The 15,153-nt window shown below is 63.0% G+C and carries 14 protein-coding genes; 5 read left to right on the forward strand and 9 right to left on the reverse strand.

Annotation, left to right across the window (positions count from 1 at the left end; all coding sequences use genetic code 11):
* Positions 1-11: 11 nt before the first annotated feature.
* From prfA to AWH62_RS17090, 3 genes are all read left to right on the forward strand, one after another.
* Positions 12-1,085, forward strand: coding sequence for a peptide chain release factor 1 (gene prfA / locus AWH62_RS02745; protein ID WP_075188904.1), 1,074 nt, complete (start codon positions 12-14; stop codon positions 1,083-1,085).
* A gap of 5 nt (positions 1,086-1,090) precedes the next feature.
* On the forward strand, positions 1,091-2,038 hold the full coding sequence (gene prmC, locus AWH62_RS02750; protein WP_083634934.1) for a peptide chain release factor N(5)-glutamine methyltransferase: 948 nt from the start codon (positions 1,091-1,093) through the stop codon (positions 2,036-2,038).
* 213 nt (positions 2,039-2,251) lie between these two features.
* Positions 2,252-2,980 (forward strand): DUF4167 domain-containing protein, encoded by a 729-nt coding sequence (locus AWH62_RS17090; protein ID WP_083634935.1) that lies wholly within the window; start codon positions 2,252-2,254, stop codon positions 2,978-2,980.
* Here AWH62_RS17090 and AWH62_RS02760 read toward each other — a convergent pair.
* A complete protein-coding gene (locus AWH62_RS02760; protein WP_075188905.1) occupies positions 2,977-3,732 on the reverse strand; it encodes an MOSC domain-containing protein in 756 nt (251 codons plus the stop codon). The genes AWH62_RS17090 and AWH62_RS02760 overlap by 4 nt on opposite strands.
* 167 nt (positions 3,733-3,899) lie before the next feature.
* Between AWH62_RS02760 and clpB the strand changes: the two genes are divergently transcribed.
* On the forward strand, positions 3,900-6,506 hold the full coding sequence (gene clpB / locus AWH62_RS02765; protein ID WP_075188906.1) for an ATP-dependent chaperone ClpB: 2,607 nt from the start codon (positions 3,900-3,902) through the stop codon (positions 6,504-6,506).
* Positions 6,507-6,815: 309 nt separating this feature from the next.
* Here the strand turns inward: clpB and AWH62_RS02775 are convergent, their stop codons facing one another.
* The 8 genes from AWH62_RS02775 to AWH62_RS02810 all read right to left on the reverse strand — a co-directional run bounded on the left by AWH62_RS02775 (position 6,816) and on the right by AWH62_RS02810 (position 14,144).
* Positions 6,816-7,901, reverse strand: coding sequence for a beta family protein (locus tag AWH62_RS02775; protein WP_075188908.1), 1,086 nt, complete (start codon positions 7,899-7,901; stop codon positions 6,816-6,818).
* A gap of 16 nt (positions 7,902-7,917) precedes the next feature.
* Entirely contained in the window at positions 7,918-8,466 is a 549-nt protein-coding gene (locus AWH62_RS02780; protein WP_075188909.1) for an ImmA/IrrE family metallo-endopeptidase, read from the reverse strand.
* Positions 8,467-8,486: 20 nt separating this feature from the next.
* Positions 8,487-9,029: a hypothetical protein gene (locus AWH62_RS02785; RefSeq protein WP_075188910.1), complete on the reverse strand. Its 543-nt coding sequence runs from the start codon at positions 9,027-9,029 to the stop codon at positions 8,487-8,489.
* Positions 9,030-9,221: 192 nt separating this feature from the next.
* Positions 9,222-10,295, reverse strand: coding sequence for an ACR3 family arsenite efflux transporter (gene arsB / locus AWH62_RS02790; protein WP_075188911.1), 1,074 nt, complete (start codon positions 10,293-10,295; stop codon positions 9,222-9,224).
* The gene (locus AWH62_RS02795) at positions 10,292-10,798 is read right to left on the reverse strand and encodes an arsenate reductase ArsC (RefSeq protein ID WP_075188912.1); all 507 of its coding nucleotides are present in this window, start codon (positions 10,796-10,798) and stop codon (positions 10,292-10,294) included. Before AWH62_RS02795 ends, arsB begins: the two co-directional genes overlap by 4 nt.
* Positions 10,799-10,879: 81 nt before the next feature.
* Positions 10,880-11,320, reverse strand: coding sequence for a glyoxalase superfamily protein (locus AWH62_RS02800; protein WP_075188913.1), 441 nt, complete (start codon positions 11,318-11,320; stop codon positions 10,880-10,882).
* A 328-nt stretch (positions 11,321-11,648) separates the two neighbouring features.
* The gene (locus AWH62_RS02805; protein ID WP_143742883.1) at positions 11,649-12,176 is read right to left on the reverse strand and encodes a hypothetical protein; all 528 of its coding nucleotides are present in this window, start codon (positions 12,174-12,176) and stop codon (positions 11,649-11,651) included.
* A 510-nt stretch (positions 12,177-12,686) separates the two neighbouring features.
* A complete protein-coding gene (locus AWH62_RS02810) occupies positions 12,687-14,144 on the reverse strand; it encodes a M23 family metallopeptidase (RefSeq protein ID WP_075188915.1) in 1,458 nt (485 codons plus the stop codon).
* Positions 14,145-14,390: 246 nt separating this feature from the next.
* On the opposite strand from AWH62_RS02810, the gene chpT reads away from it, so the two are divergent.
* Positions 14,391-15,062, forward strand: coding sequence for a histidine phosphotransferase ChpT (chpT, locus tag AWH62_RS02815; protein WP_233128241.1), 672 nt, complete (start codon positions 14,391-14,393; stop codon positions 15,060-15,062).
* The last annotated feature ends 91 nt before the right edge of the window (positions 15,063-15,153 follow it).

A 15,153-nucleotide genomic window follows, 5' to 3' on the forward strand; every position in this document is an offset into this window, starting at 1 on the left:
AACGGAGCGTCATGCACGCACCTGAAGCCAGACTCGCCCAAGTCATCGACCGGTTCGACCAGGTGGAAGCCCGCCTGGGCGCCGCCGCCGACCCGGATGAAATCGTCAAGCTCTCCAAGGAGCATGCCGAGCTCAAGCCCGTGGCCGAAAAGGCCAATGCGCTGAAGTCGGCCCGCGCCGAACTGGCCGAGCTCGCAGAGATGATGGAAGGCGATGATGCGGAAATGGCCGACATGGCGCGTGAGGAATTCTACGCGCTGAAGGAGCGTCTGCCCGAGCTCGAGCACGCGATGAGCCTGATGCTCCTTCCTAAGGACAAGGATGACAGCGCCAATGCCATGATCGAGATCCGGGCCGGAACCGGCGGCGATGAAGCCGCCCTTTTCGCCGGCAATCTCTATGGCATGTACCAGCGCTATGCCCAGCTGCGCGGTTGGAGCTGGGAGCTGGTTTCGGCGTCTGATGGCGAGCATGGCGGCTTCAAGGAAGTCGTCGCGGCGATCTCCGGCAATGGCGTGTTCGGGCGACTGAAATTCGAGAGCGGCGTGCACCGCGTTCAGCGTGTCCCGGCGACGGAAAGCCAGGGCCGTATCCACACCTCGGCCGCGACGGTGGCGATCATGCCGCAGCCAGAAGACATCGATATCGAACTCGACATGGGGGATGTGAGGGTTGACACGATGCGGGCCTCCGGCGCCGGCGGGCAGCACGTCAACAAGACCGATTCAGCCGTGCGCATGACCCATATCCCGACCGGGATTGTCGTTGTCTGCCAGGAAAAGTCGCAGCACCAGAACCGGGCCCGGGCGCAGGAAATTCTCAAGGCCAAGCTCTACGACATGCAGCGCGAAGCCGCCGCAGCCGAACGGGCCGCCGAACGCAAGGGCCAGATCGGGTCCGGCGACCGCTCCGAGCGCATCCGCACCTATAATTATCCGCAAGGGCGAGTGTCGGATCACCGCATCAATCTGACCCTCTACAAGCTGGATGACATTGTCGCCGGTGACGGGTTGGACGAGGTCATCACGGCGCTGATCGCCGAGGACCAGGCGGCGCGCCTGGCCGCCCTCGAAGACAATTCGTAAGCGCCATGGCGCGCGGGCCTTTCGACACGCTGGTCGATGCGGCCCGGTTCGGCTTTGACGCGGCGGACCACAAACCACTGCTTGAGGCCTGGCAGGCGCTCTCCCTTGCCGACATCCGCAGCGATCTCGCCGAGCGCCTGATCGCGGCGGGGATTGATGAGGGCGGAGACGAGGCGCGTTTCCTCCTCAATCATGTCCTGGCTCCCGCCAGTCTCGCCCAGGCCCTGGCCGATCCCGCCCTGTTCTCCTGGCAACAAGCCGAACGGCTCGCCGCCCTGAGCTGGCGCCGTTTGCAGCGCGTGCCCTTGTCGCAGGTTCTGGGCAGTCAGCCTTTCTGGACGCTGGACCTCGCTGTCACGGCGGATGTGCTGACGCCGCGGGCAGATACCGAAACCCTCGTCGAGGCGGTGCTGTCCGAGGCCGGGGTCGACGCCGCGCGGTTGGTCGATCTGGGCACAGGCTCCGGCGCCATCCTGCTCGCCCTCCTGTCGGAACGACCGGGTTGGAACGGTCTCGGCGTCGACTTGTCCGACTCGGCCCTGATCGTCGCGAGCGGCAATGCCGAACGTTGCGGCCTGGCGAATCGCGCTCGCTTTCTGCAGGGCCGCTGGGGGGCGGGGCTGGCTGATGCCTCGGCGGATATCTTGGTGTCCAACCCGCCCTATATTGTCGCTGACGTGTTGGCCGGGCTGGCGCCGGAAGTGCGCGACCATGAACCGGCGCTGGCGCTGGATGGCGGCGCCGACGGGCTCGATGCCTATCGCGAAATCATCCGCGACCTGCCGCGCCTGCTGGTGCCGGGCGGCCTGTTCGCGCTGGAAATCGGCTATGATCAGGGCGCTGCGGTGAGCGCGTTGGCACAGGCGTCCGGTCTTGTCGGGATCGCCGTGAAAGCGGACCTTGCCGGGCATGACCGCGTCGTCATCGGGCGGCGATCCGGGGGTGACCGCTAAAAGGGCTTGGAATGACCGGCCTCGCAGTCTAGGGTCCGGACCAAGGCAGGTGGATCGCGCCAGTACGGGGGTCTCGCGCGGCCGGATGAGCCACCTGCCATTATCCGGTCAATTATTTGGATCCCCAACGTATCAGCGCACAGGCTTGCACCTGCGAATGCACCGCCAAGCCAGAAGTTAGATATGCATCGCTGTTGAACAGGATAACGCGATATGAAGCGTCAACGTGGTCGAGGACGTAAGCCCGGCAATTCCGCGAACCGTAGCTATGAGAGCAATGGTCCCGAGGTGAAGATCCGCGGCAACGCGTCCCAGATCTATGACAAATACATGCAGCTGGCGCGCGACGCGTCGTCGGCGGGTGACCGGGTGCGGGCGGAAAATCTCTTCCAGCACGCCGAGCACTATCTGCGCATCGTCCAGCTGAACCAGCCCAAGCGTGATCCCAACCAGGATGACGACAATGGCGACAACATGGATGATGACGACGACGGCAATCAGTCCCAGGGCAATTACAACGGCAATGGCCAGGGCCAGAACCGGAATGACCGCCATGATCGTCAGGACCGGGGTGACCGTCAGCCGCGCGAGCGCCGTGACCGGGATCAGGACGAGAATCGTGACCAGCGCGAACCGCGCCGCGGCCGCAATAATCGCGGTCGCAATGGTCGCGACACTGAGCGTGACTCCCAGGACGACCCGCTTGGCGTGGTGACCCCCGAGGGTGATGCGCCGTCGCCGGAGACGACGTCCGACGCGCCGAAAGATGCCGGCAATGAGGCTGAAGAGCCGCGTCGCCGCACCCGTCGCCCGCGCCGCACCAAGGCGGAAATGGAAGCCGCCCGCGCTGCCGAGGCCGCCCTCAAATCCGCGTCGGAAACCGCCGATGAAGGCAGTTCCGACAAGACCGGCGGTGACGGTCCGGAAAGCGAAGCGGCCTAGGCCAGGCTGAACGGATCGCCGAGCGCGATCTCGCCATCCTCAAGAACCGTCAGATACAGACCGCAATCCATGTGCCCGTAGTGCTCGAACAGCGCTGCGGGCACATCGATATCGCGCTCACCCTTGCCGGGATGCACGCTGGTCGCGGCGCAGCGGCGGATGCGGCTCTCGACCCGGCATTTGACGCCGCCGATCCTGACCTCCTGCCCCACCAGTTCGAACTCCTCCCAGGGCGAAAGCCCGTCGATCAACAAATTGCCGCGAAAGCGGACCGGGTCGAGCGACTGGCCGACCTTGGTGGACAAGTCCCGCACCGAGGCGGCGTTGATCAGGGATATCTGCGGCTGGGGTATATCGGTCATGGCTTGGTCAGGGGCGTGAACGAGGCGAAGCGGTCCCCGGATGGCATCGCCGACCAGCGCTTGCAGGCAGTCAAACAGCGGTTGGTGGGTATCGGCATCGTCCAGCGTCACCGCGATTGATGTGCTGCCGTCGAGGCTGACCGTGTAGCGCCCGTCGAACTCGGTGTAGCGGCAAATCAGCCGCGCCAACTCGGCCTGGCCGGCGAGCATCAGGAAATGTTTCTTTTTGACGTGGCCGGGCGCGGCGTCATCGAACGGCGAGGGGCCGTTCTCGATGGCGTAGGCGCGATCCATCGGCAGGGTTTGGTAGGCACGCAGCGGCACCGTGGTCAGCGGGTCGGGGCCAAGTCCTTTGACCGGAAAGCGTGTGATGGCTGTAAGCTGGGGCATGGTCCGAGTCGCTCCGCTGCGTCCGGGTGAAACCGTGGTCAGAATGTCGCAGATCAGCCCCTTGTGTGGTGCATATGCAACACCTACATGCGGTCTGAAACGCGAGTTTGCCGTGCTTGATCAAGGCGGCGAACTGCAACCTATCTCGCCTTATCCGGGGGATCGACATGGAATTCGAGAACTATACAGACCGCGCGCGGTCCATCATCCAGGCCGCTCAAGGGCTGGCCCTGAAATCAAGCCACCAGCAATTCACGCCCGTGCATGTGCTCAAGGCGCTGATGGACGACAATGCCGGTCTGGCCGGCAATCTGATCAAGGCCGCAGGCGGCCGTGTCCGTCAGGTGCAGGACGGGGTCGATCAGGCCCTGGCCGCCCTGCCGCGCGTCGACGGGGCGGAGGCCAAACTCTATCTTGCGCCCGCGACGGCCAAGCTGTTTGGCGCCGCCGAGGAGGCGTCCAAAAAGGCCGGCGACCAGTTCGTCACGGCCGAGCGCATCCTGCTGGCAATGGCGCTGGCGAGCGGCACCAAGACTGCCGACATCCTCAAGGCCGCCGGTGTGACACCGCAGGCCCTCAACACCGCGATCAATGATCTGCGCCAGGGCAAGACGGCCGACAGCCAGTCGGCCGAAGACGGCTATGAGGCGCTCAAGAAATATGCTCGCGACCTGACCGAAGTCGCCCGCGATGGCAAGCTGGACCCGGTCATCGGCCGGGACGAGGAAATCCGCCGCGCCATCCAGGTCCTGTCGCGCCGGACCAAGAATAATCCCGTCCTGATCGGTGAGCCGGGCGTTGGCAAGACCGCCATCGCGGAAGGCCTGGCCCTGCGCATCGTCAATGGCGACGTGCCGGAAAGCCTGAAGGAAAAGCGCCTTCTCGCGCTGGACATGGGCGCCCTGATCGCCGGTGCGAAATATCGCGGCGAGTTCGAGGAGCGGCTCAAGGCGGTGCTGTCCGAGGTCGAGAATGCCAACGGCCAGATCATCCTCTTCATCGACGAGATGCACACCCTCGTCGGCGCCGGCAAGACCGATGGCGCCATGGACGCGTCCAACCTGTTGAAGCCCGCCCTGGCGCGTGGCGCGCTGCATTGTGTCGGAGCCACCACGCTGGATGAATACCGCAAGCATGTCGAAAAGGATGCCGCCCTGGCACGGCGCTTCCAGCCGGTGATGATCGAGGAGCCGACGGTGCAGGACACGGTCTCCATCCTGCGGGGCCTGAAGGAGAAATACGAGGTTCACCACGGCGTGCGCATAGCCGATAGCGCCATCGTATCCGCCGCCAACCTCTCCAACCGCTACATCACCGACCGTTTCCTGCCCGACAAGGCGATCGATCTGATGGACGAGGCTTCGGCCCGCCTGCGCATGCAGATCGATAGCAAGCCGGAAGAGCTCGACGAGATCGACCGCCGCGCCATCCAGCTCAAGATCGAGGCGGAGGCGCTCAAGAAGGAGGCGGATGACGCCTCGAAGGAACGCCTGGCAACAATCTCCAAGGAGATCGCCGAGCTGGAATCCCGCTCCGCCGAACTGACCGCCACCTGGCGCGCCGAAAAGGACAAGCTGGCCTCGGCCACCACCTTCAAGGAAGCCATCGATCGGGCCCGTTCCGAACTCGCCGACGCCGAACGGCGCGGTGATCTCGGCCGGGCGTCGGAGATCAAATACGGCCAACTGCCCGACCTTGAACGCAAGCTCGCCGCCGCCGAGGCCGAGGGCGATGACGGGACCACGATGCAGGAAGTCGTCGATGACGAGCAGATCGCCCAGATCGTCTCGCGCTGGACCGGTGTCCCCGTCGACAAGATGCTCGAAGGCGAGCGCGACAAGCTCCTGCGCATGGAAGATGCGTTGCGCGGCCGGGTGATCGGTCAGGATCCGGCGCTGGAAGCGGTGTCCGACGCCGTGCGCCGGGCCCGTGCCGGTCTCAAGGATCCGGCCCGTCCGATCGGCTCCTTCCTCTTCCTTGGCCCGACCGGGGTCGGCAAGACCGAGCTGACCAAGGCGCTGGCTGAGTTCCTGTTCGATGACGAGACCGCGGTGTCGCGCCTCGACATGTCGGAATACATGGAGAAACACTCGGTCTCGCGCATGATCGGCGCTCCGCCGGGCTATGTCGGCTATGAGGAGGGCGGTGCCCTGACCGAAGCCGTGCGCCGGCGCCCCTACCAGGTCGTCCTGCTCGACGAGATCGAGAAGGCGCACCCGGATGTCTTCAACGTGCTGCTGCAAGTCCTCGATGATGGCCGTCTGACAGACGGGCAGGGCCGCACGGTCGATTTCCGCAATACGATCATCATCATGACCTCCAATTTGGGGTCGGAGCACCTGCAGCTCGTCGACGATGTCGAGGAGGCGCGGGACAGTGTGATGGCTGTTGTGCGCAGCCATTTCCGGCCGGAATTCCTCAACCGGATCGACGAGGTCATCCTGTTCCGCAAGCTGGCCGAAGCGCATATGGGCGCCATTGTCGACATCCAGCTTGGCTATCTCCAGCGCCTGCTGGACGATCGCCGCATGGCGATCGAGATTGATGCCGGCGCCCGTGGCTGGCTCGCCGCCAAGGGCTATGACCCGGCCTATGGCGCGCGCCCGCTGAAGCGCGTCATCCAGAAAGAGCTCCAGGACCCGCTGGCCCGCCTCCTGCTGGAAGGCAAGATCAAGGACGGCGACACCATCCAGGTCTCCAGCGAGGCCGGTGTGCTGACGGTGAATGGGGTTGCCGTGGGTGTGAAAGTGCCGAGGCCGGACGCGGTGAATTGATGTTTGGGGCGGTCGTGATGGCCGCCCCGACGCCGCCTCGCTCACAAGCAAGAAAGGGACTGGACGTGACTGACGAGCCGGACATTCAAAGCTTGGGCGCTGCGATCATCAACGGTCTTGAAGAGGCTTGCGCCTGGAAACTCGGACAGCTTGAATTGCCGCCGCTCTTTCTTCGGGATGGTGATGAAAGCAGGGACCGCGTTTCAAGCGGATGGATTGACCATCGTCGTCAAGCTCGCTCGCAGGCGCCACGGGGGCTTGATCAGCGGCGTGGCACAGAGAATGAGCCCTGAGACCTATCCGAGGCGATTAAAGGTCATCATCGCTCCATTCTTCGTCTAGGGCCTCCGGTGGCGGCAAGTGGCCGTAGAATGCTTGACGGTGCAGGTGGATGTTGATCCGTGCTGAATACATCTTAGGCATGGTATCAATTGCGAAGGCCTGCCCGGCGGCGGTTCCCTCTATGAGTTGTTCTCCCCAAATGCCAAGGTTTCCAGACCAGTGTTCACTTTTCAGTATTCGCTGTGCCGCATCTTGGAATGAGACTTCGTCAGTCTGGTCGCGGGCGATTACCCATGAGTTGTCTGCTGGGTAATCAATGCGGTTCTTGGGCCGGCTCGCGTGACCGTAGGTCCGAGGCTTTGTGGTGCCCCAGTCGCCGTAAATGATCTTGGGGTGGTTGGTCGCCTTCTGCACCTGGTCGAGGAGATCGCGATTCGTGAAGCGGCACGTTTTTGTTCCGTCGAATACAGTGAAGTCCTTGGGATACGAGGTGCAAGAGATGGCAATCGGGACCTCCGGCGGTGTCGTTCCGAAAAAGCTGTTAGTGTACCCGCTCGCAAGGGCCGCCAATAAGAGTGGGTCTTGTACCCAGCCAAATTCGAACACGATGGCGTAGTCATTTGCGCCTTCTGCTGCCAATTCTGCCACAAGAGCAGGCATCCACTGCGGAATGCCTGAACCAATCCCCTCGGCAAGGTTCATCCGCAAGCAGAAAGTTCGGTCATGCTCCCGAGCCCACACAATCTGTTTCCGAGCGCTTTCAATTGTGCGTTCCGCCATGAGAAGGCAGGGATTGGCATTCGGATACTGCGATAAAATTTCCCACCACGCATCTAGGTCCGCTGGTTTCGCGGACAGCCGAGACCAGAGTTCCTTTGCATCATTGGGTTTGTCGTTCATTTGGTAGTAGGTATCAACGTCGACAAAATACGGGCGTGACGGGTAGGATTCTTCAAACTTGTCCACCGCTCGGGACAAAGGCGAAGTAGCCAGCCAAGGGGCAAGCAGAACGAGGGGGGTCAGCTTGTCCTTCGTAGTTCCCGGCAGTTCTTTCAAACCGCTCAGTTCGGCGGGGCGGATGCCCAGCGTGACCAGATAATCTTGAACATCCATCCCCGTTCCCGTCCCCTCAGGTCATCTGCAGTTTGATTTCCATCGCCGCCGTGGACACCCCAAAGCGGCGGGCAAGGTCCTCGATGATTTCGCTGGTCATGGGACCTGAGTAATCCGCTGTTGCCTCCGCCAACAATGCCGAAGGTATAACCAAATCAGAAGCAAGACGGTTAGCCTCATACTCAATACTCGCAGGCTGCCCTGACCGCAGCAAGACGTTCTCAGACCAGCCGCCGTCGGCTAAAATCCGGTCGCGGTGCAGCAGGAAATGCGCCAGTTCATGGGCAAGTGTGAAGCGCTGGCGGTGCTTCGCCTCATGGCGGTTGATGCGGATCACAAAGTCTCCGTCCTCCTGCCCAATCTGACCTGACGTTCCTCGAGGCAGCGTGGACAGTAGGACCTTGACGCCCAACCGCTTCGCAATCGCCCCCAATTTAACCGGATGCTCCGAAAGCAATCCGTCAATTTTCTCCCGGACCTCTGGACACAGGGTCCTGTATTCGTGCGAAGGTGACTTGACCTCCCAGTCAGTTGCGGTCGCGAAATTTTGCATACTACCGTCCATGTTTTCTCCCTCCTGTTTTGTCAGGCTTGATCGCTCTCGTCGTCAGCATATTGGTCTGCGGCGTCCGGATCGGGTTCCGGCCCGCCCCCTTGTAACCGCATAGCTACGCGCTCAAGCACTTCATCAAGTTCGCCCCGCTGCGCCATCTCACTCAGTATTCTATGCCCCAGTTCGTCATTCAATAATGCTGCTTGCAGCGCCGCCGGAAGGGCTTCTTGCACCTTCGTATTCACGTTCGGCTCCAATTCAGCAGCCATCGTCTCCTTGATCTTGTCTGCAGCGGCATCCTTGGCCTTATTCGCCGCCTCGTCTTTGATTTCACGCAACGTCTTCAATGCAACCACACCGATGACCAAGGCCCCAACAGTCACGGCGACGCCCACGGCCCCAAGGAAGATGGTCACTACCGTCAGCAGGAGGTCGATATAGTCTGACCTTGTCGGATCGACATGCGCCTCCTGGCCATTTCCTGGCGCGCCCCATCCAAACAAAAAGACAATAGCCACAACGGCGGCAAAGCCGCCCATAACGGCGCCCAAAATTGCTGCGCTCACCTTGCCCATCAGTAGATCAGACCGCCATGTTTCATTGATTTACCCTCTAAAGATAGAACATAATAAGAACAAATTGATGGAAACGCTAGCGCTTCTTGACAAAAGCGTCGATAGGGTCGGCATCCGTGACATTGTTTGACGCTGTCGATATCCAAGCACCAAGAGCGATAGCACTCGAGTTTCGAGGAACAGCGCCCCGTTCTAACGCCCCGCAAACCACCCCTGCGTCCGGTTGGCAAAGGCTACCAGGGACAGCATCACCGGCACTTCCACCAGCACCCCGACCACGGTCGCCAGCGCGGCGCCGGAGTTCAGGCCGAACAGGCTGATGGCGACCGCGACGGCCAGCTCGAAGAAGTTCGAGGTCCCGATCATGGCGCAGGGGGCGGCGATGTTGAACGGGGTCTTCCACAGCCAGGCGGCGCCATAGGCGATGGCGAAAATGCCGTAGGACTGGATCAGCAGCGGCACTGCGATGATGGCGATGGTGATGGGCTGGGTCAGGATGGTCTCGCCCTGGAAGCCGAACAGGATGATCACCGTGCCGATCAGGCCGATGATCGAGGCCGGTTTGATCAGCGCCGTGAAATCACCGACGGCCTTGTCGGCACCCGCGGCGGACTTGCCGCGCGACAATGCCTTGCGGGTCAGCCAGCCGGCGATCAGCGGGATGACGACATACAGGCCGACCGACAGCAGGAGCGTATCCCACGGGACGGTGATGTCGGTCACGCCCAGCAGCAGGGCGACGATCGGGGCAAAGGCGACGACCATGATGAGGTCATTCGCGGCGACCTGGACCAGGGTGTAATTGGCGTCGCCCTTGGTCAGCTGCGACCACACGAAAACCATGGCCGTGCACGGTGCGGCGCCGAGGATGATGACGCCGGCCAGGTATTGCTGGGCGTCCTCGGGCTGCAGCCAGGGCGCGAAGACATGCTCGAAGAACAACACGCCCAGCAGCGCCATCGAGAAGGGCTTGACCAGCCAGTTGACGACCAGGGTGATGATCAGGCCCTTGGGCCGTTCGCCAACATGGGTCAGCGAGCCGAAATCGATCTGGATCATCATCGGCCAGACCATGGCCCAGATCAGCACTGCAATGGCGAGATTGACCGAGGCGTATTCAAGCCCGGCGAGCCAGGCAAAGGCGCCGGGCATGATCACGCCGAGGGCGATACCCGCCGCCATGCCCATGCCGACCCAGACCGACAGCCATTTTTCGAAAAAGCCGATCCCGCCCGGGGCGGCGTCCTGTGCGGTGGTGTCGGTCATGCGGGTGTGTCCTGTGGCGTGTCGTTCGGTCGGGCGTTGAGCGTGTCGAAAGCGCGTTTGAGCGCGTCGCGATCATCGCCGTCAAGTGCGGCTATCAAGGCGGTGATGCGGGCGTCCAGGGTGTTGAACGTGTCATGGAAGGCTTTTCGGGCGGTCTCGGCATCGGCAATGGCAGCCGGGTCGGGCAGGCCCCAATGGGTCTTGACCGGGGCACCGGGCCAGACCGGGCAGACTTCGGCCGCGGCGCTGTCGCAGACCGTGATGACGGCATCGAGGACCGGCGCGTCCGCCGCGGAAAACACATCCCAGCTTTTCGAGCTATAGCCGGTTGCGGGCAGGCCGTGGGCGGCGAGGGTCTCAAGGGCGAGGGGATTGGGTGTGCCGGTCGGTGCCGAGCCGGCGGAGTATCCCGCAACCCGGCCTTGACCACGGGCATTGATCAGGGCTTCGCCCAGGATGGAGCGCGCGGAATTGCCCGTGCACAGAACCAGGATGTTGAGCATGCGACCCCGCCCGTCTCATTGAGTACAGGCGGGGTCGTAGAGGTTGACGCGTTCGGGATCAACGCTGTTTTGTTTCGCAGATTATCGAAGCGACAATTGCAGGTGCGGCGTGCCGTCCGAGGTATGCGCGACCGAGCGGCCATCGCGACCGATCGTGCCATTGATGCGTTGGCGAAACGCCGAGAAACTGTCGAACTTTACTACATCGACGGCCTCGTCGAGGGCCAGCGAAACCCGCCAGCCACCGGCACCACCGGCAATGGATTGCAGGCCGATAATGTCGGCCTGGAATGCCTGGCCAAGATAATGTCCGGAGACACGCCCGCCAACGGCGAGCGGCGTGTCCGGCCGGTTGCCAGCGGCGGCACTGAGCGTGTTCCAGTCGCGATGGCCCATCTGGCGCGCAAGGAGTTCAAGGGCCTCGCTGTGCGAGACAAAATTGCCTTCGGCTTCCAGCGCTTTTCGCAAACGCTTGGCCTGGGCTTTCAGCGCATCGCGCGAAAGCGGTTGGGATGAGGTCATGACATGCCCTTTTCTTCTGGCATGCGGTTCAAGTGATGGGGCTCGCCTTGCCATCCCGCCGCATGTCGAAAAGACGTGAGGGAAATGTCGTGTTCAAGGGAGATTTCACCAAGGCCGAAACCTGCGAGCGGCGGGCATCTCCATGCCTAGGGTGCTAGATAGGCGCGGCGAGGACGGGGGTCAATGGGCGTCGATGTCGGTTGTCATTCCTGATGGACGCCCCCGCGAAGACCGGCGGAGATCAGAGAAATGAACTGCGTCGCCGTTTTGTCGAGGTTGGCCCATCGAGGAAGCAGGTGAAGCTACCGTGCCGATCTGGCCAGCCGCGCTACCGGCGTCGGGTGTATCCGACAAAGAGGGGGGCCCAATCAGACGTATCGTCCGGGCGGACCCAGAATTCCTGTCGGACGCTGCTGTCCTCCTGCGGTGCCCAAACGCCACGGACCTGCAGTTCGCTGCCGTCCGCATTGCTGTGCAACCGGCCTTCCAGGACCATCGCGCCCGTTGCGTCGAGTCCGCCTGAATAGTCGATGTGAAAGCGCGGGCTCATCCAGACCTGCCGCCAATGCCCGGTGGCCGGGTCGACAAACGTCATTCCTGTGCCTGTGCCGCCATCGAAGGTCGACCAGTCTTCAACCACCAGACAACCAGCCTCCCGCCGGGTATAGGTCTGGGTGCCGATCTGTTGCCCGTCGGCGGTAAAGAAGTCCCACTCGCCGATCACGAAATCGAAATCCGAATATGGTGCGACGTCCTGACCGCAAACAGGCGGGGCGGCTTGTTGGGCAGATGCCGTCCCTGCATAGCCGAACAAGCCCATTCCGATGAGAAGGCAAGCGGATTTGAAACTTTGCATCTTGCGTATTTCCTAGTTTCGACGCGTCTCGGATCAGCGTATGGCTAACAAGCCGGACGGCTTGGCAATAGCGAGATCCGACGCGTCGCAATCCCGCTTGGCGCCCATGACAGGCGGCGACCGGGGCCGGCTGGGGACACATGCCGTTGTCCCTGATGCACTGACCATTCGCCTCCCGAGGCGGGGCTGGCTTGGGCAGGAAACAGGTGACGCTACCGCGCCCACGGCGCTCACCCCGCCATACATCACTTGACGAGAGACAGCCGTATCCGGTTCTTGAGCTCAAGGGGCATGCCCGCGGAGCGGCGCCAGGGGCGCCCTTGACCTCAAGAACCGGATACGGCCCGATGGCTGCCAAGTGATCTATGGACGACCGCGCGCGTCGCGCGCGAAAATGAAGGCCTGTCACCGCTTGTTTTGCACTGACAGCCGATCACCCACTCCGTCTCGCCCTGCGGGCGATCCACCTCGCCCATCAAGGGCGAGGACCTGCGGTCTTCGCCCCAGATACTACTGCGCCCCATTCCCCGCATCGGCGACGATCGGCGTGTCGGTGTCAGCCGCCGGGCGGGCCGCGTTGCGGATGGCGATGATGCGGTCGCGTTCGGCTTCAAACAGCGGGATCTCGTCTTCCGACAGCTGGCGGCCGGTCGGCAGGTCCAGCGTCATCGGGTTGCGCGGCGTGCCATTGTGGTGGACTTCATAGTGCAGGTGCGGACCGGTCGAGCGACCGGTCGTGCCGACATAGGCGATGACCTGGCCCTGGGTGACACGGCTGCCGGCGCGGATGCCACGGGCAAAGCCGTTCAGGTGGGCATAGGCGGTCTGGTAGCCATTAGCGTGCCGGATACGGACATAATTGCCGAAGCTGCCATAGCGGTCAGCGCGTTCGACGACGCCATTGCCGGCGGCCATCACCGGGGTGCCGGTCGGGGCCGCGAAATCGGTGCCGTTATGGCGGCGTGTATAGCCCAGGATCGGGTGGCGGCGCGCTCTCGAGAAGGATGAGGACAGGCGGGCGCCATTGACCGGAGTCAGCATCAAAAGGCGCTGGGCACTGGCGCCCTCGGGGCTGTAATAGCCGACGATGCCGTCTTCGGTCTCGTAGCGGAAGAATTCCTTGGCATCGCCGCGTCCGTCATACATCGCATAGAGAATGTCGCCGGTACGCGCGGTATTGCCCTCTTCATCGACAAAGCGTTCGAACAGGATGTCGAAATCATCGCCCGGCTGGATCGAGCGCTGGAAGTCGATGGCATAGGCGAGGACGCCGGCCAGTTCGACGACGATCCGGTCGGTGGCGCCGGCGGCCAGGGCATCGACATAGAGCGAGGCGGTGATGGAACCGGAGGCGCGCACCATTTCGCGATCAAACTCGGCGATCGTCTCGCGGGCGCGGAATGTGTCGTCAAACGTGCGGGCAACGGTGATCGAACGCTCGATATCGGGGCGGAAGGACAGGCCTTCAAACCGTGTCGCGGCCTCGCCGCCATCGGCGGCCGCATCGGCGCCGAAATACAGATTGATCCGTTCGCCGATATTCAGGTAGCGCAGGTCGAAAACCGTACCCAGCGCCGCGATGGCCCGAGCGGCTTCGACGCGATCAACACCGGCATCGTCCAGCAAGCCGGCCATGGTCCCGCCACGCGGCACGGTCCGCTCGATCTGGATCCGGGTGGCGCAGGTCCGGCATTCGGTGAAGGCGGCATCATTGACGCGCGCCAGATCGGCGGCGCTGAGCACCCGCGGGGCGGCCTCGACGGCGATGTCCTGAACCGGGACGATGTTGGCCGGATCGGTCGGTGCGGCCATCGCAAGGCTCATGGCCTCGGTGCCAGCGGCTTCGCTGCGCGGTTCACCGCCCAGCATCAGCGCGGCCAGAAGGCCGGCAGACAGCGCCAGGCTGGCGAAAGCTACCAAGCCGCGCGTGCGACGGGTATCGGCGCGGGTGACGTCGAACTCTGACACTTGCCCAAAACTCCGGTCTGCTCAAACGACACGCCTGTCCGTAGCGGATCAGGCCTGTCTGGTCCATCAAGCAAGTCTCGCACCGGTTTGTGGCTTGTCCCCAAACGCAACGCAAAACCTGTCCCCACAGCCGGGGACGAATCATGTCTTGGACTGATCCGGTTGCCAAGACCTTTCCGCGACCGTGATTGCAGTCACGGTGCGAAAACCGTCACCGATCCTCAAGAATCGTGTATGGAAATTTGCATGCAAGATGCTCTTCCCGCCGAAATCCCGGCCGACCAACTCGCCGCCCTGCTCTGTGCACGGCTCTGTCATGACCTCGTCAGCCCGGTTTCGGCGCTCGGCGCTGCGCTGAGCGTATTCGACGATCCGGACTCGACGGACATGCATGACGACGCCATGGAGCTGGTCCGCGAAAGCTCGCGCCAGGCCCAGGCCAAGCTGGAATTCTGCCGCCTCGCTTTCGGGGCCGGCGGTTCGGCGCCGGGCATTCTCGACAGCCGCGAGCTGCAACGCCTGACCGAAGCCATGTTCTCGGCGGTCAAGCCGCAGATTGTCTGGAAGGTTGAAGCCACCGGGCTGGAGAAGCAGGCCGCGCGCCTGTTGCTGAACATGTGCCTGCTGGGCGTCGATGCGGCCCCGCGCGGCGGCACGGTGACGATCGAAGCGGCGGCCGCTGCTGGCGGTGCGCGCCTGCGCGTGATCTCGGACGGTCCGCGGGCGCGTTTGGAGGAAGGTACGGCGAAGGCCCTGGAGGCGATTGCTCCGGAGAACGGCTATGATGGTCGCTCCATCCAGCCGTATTATACGGGACTGATTGCCCGCACCAATGGTGGCCGCGTCAGCGCCCAGGCCGGTGAGAACCGGGTCGAGTTCATCGCCCTGGTCAAGCCGCCGGAAGGCATGATCGGCTAGCCAGGCCAAGCGCTGTCAGCCAACCTCATATCCTATGAGCGATTTGGCTGTCTCGCAGACGTCCCGGCCAATAGTCCGTTAACCAAGCCCT

It is taken from the genome of Maricaulis sp. W15 (genome assembly GCF_001924955.1).
Lineage (GTDB): Bacteria > Pseudomonadota > Alphaproteobacteria > Caulobacterales > Maricaulaceae > Maricaulis > Maricaulis maris.